This is a genomic window from Magnetospirillum sp. WYHS-4, assembly GCA_039908345.1.
Classification (GTDB): domain Bacteria; phylum Pseudomonadota; class Alphaproteobacteria; order Rhodospirillales; family GLO-3; genus JAMOBD01.
In genome coordinates, this window is the sequence record JAMOBD010000144.1 from 1 (window position 1) to 1,665 (window position 1,665).

At 71.2% G+C, this 1,665-nt stretch carries 2 protein-coding genes; both read left to right on the forward strand.

The window, feature by feature from the left end:
• Window positions 1-477: hypothetical protein (locus tag H7841_18385; protein ID MEO5338827.1), on the forward strand; the 477-nt coding region annotated here is incomplete at its 5' end.
• Between the two features lie 217 nt (window positions 478-694).
• Window positions 695-1,665 (forward strand): phage tail length tape measure family protein (locus H7841_18390; GenBank protein ID MEO5338828.1); only part of this gene is annotated, 971 nt, incomplete at its 3' end.

The following is a 1,665-nucleotide window of genomic DNA, read 5'->3' on the forward strand; positions in this document are numbered from 1 at the left end:
ATCAAGCTGGGACAGCGTGAGCCTCAATGGCTCGATCTGGCCGAGGGGGTACGGGTCAAGGTCCGGCCCCTGACCACGCCCGCCTACGCCATGATTCAGGCCCAGGCCGAGAAGGTCTATGACGACTGGGCCGAGCACCAGGCCGGCGCCGAGGGACTCGACCCCGCCGACGGGTCCGTCCGCCGCGGCCTGATGCGCGCCCTGATGATCAAGGGCCTCGCCCTCTATGCCATCGCCGACTGGGAGGGCGTCGAGGGACCCGTGTCCGAGGAGGCGGTGGCGGCCTTCGTGGACCAGCAGCCCCTGCTGGCCGCCCTTTTCTACCACCGCTATCTCGCTCCCCTGGAAGAGAAGGCCGCCGAGGGAAACGCATCCGGGCCCGCGCCGCATGGCACTTCGGTGGGGGCCCAGGATACTGCAAGTCCTGCGGAGGCGGCTGCGGCGCCACCTGTCCTTACCGAACCACCGAGCCCCTGAGCGAGGCCGGCTGGCAGGCCTGGGACCTGCTGCTGCGCCTCGCCGGCCAACTCCGGTTCGCGCCCAACGGCAGGGTAATGGGGGTCGACATGGGACTGGCCCTCTCCCTTTCCGACACCCTCGGCTACGACACCGCCGCCGTCGCCGACCTGTTGCCCGACGCCGAGGCCGGCCTGCTGGAAGGCCTTGCGCGCCTGCGTTCCGAAAGTGACACCTGATGGCCGAGCGATCTCTCACCATCCGCCTGGCCGTCCGCGACGGCGAGGTGGTCCGGCGCGCCCTGGTCCAACTGGGCGACGAGGGCAGCCGGGCGCTGGCCCGCATCGAGAACGCCGCCAAGCCCGCCTCGCGTGGCCTGCTGGCCATCAACGAGGTGACCTCGGCGGCCAGGGGGCACCTGGAAGGCTTCGCCGGCAACCTGGGCAGCGTCGGATCCGCCATGCTGCGCCTGGGGCCGATGGGACTGGTGGCGGGCGCGGCCGTCGGGGCGCTGACCATGGCGCTCGGGCAGGGTCTGCGGGAGATGGAGTCGGCGCAGCAATCGCTGCTGCGGCTCGAAGCCGTGCTGAAGGCCACCGGCCATGCCTCGGGCCTCACCGGCCAGGAACTGAACGACCTGGCCGACGCCATGGAGGCCAGCACCATGGCCACCGCCGAAGGGGTGAGGGATGCCTCCTCGGTGCTGGCGACTTTCCGCTCGGTCTCGGGTGACACCTTCGTCCGCGCCATCAAGGCGGCCCAGGACCTGTCGGCGGTGTTCGGCCAGGACCTGCGGTCCTCGGCGGTGCAACTGGGCAAGGCGCTGGAGGACCCGGTCGAGGGCGTCACGGCGCTCAAAAGGGTCGGCGTCACCTTCTCGGCGGCCCAGCGCGAGATGATCGCCGCCATGGTGGAGGCGGGCGACGTGGCCGGCGCTCAAGGATTGATCCTGGAGACCCTGGAGCGCCAGGTGGGTGGCGCCGGGGAAGCCGAGGCCGGCGGCCTTACCGGCGCGGTCCATCACCTGAAGGCCGCCTGGGGCAACCTGCTGGAGGATCTGGCCAGGACGCCCATGGTGGGTGGCGTGGTGCAGGCGACCCTCCGGGGCCTCACCGGGTTCGTCAACGACCTGCGGGAGGGCTTCAAGGGCCCGGACATCGCCAGTCAGGTGGCGACCCGCGTCCAGCAACTGGCCGACCTGGAGAAGCG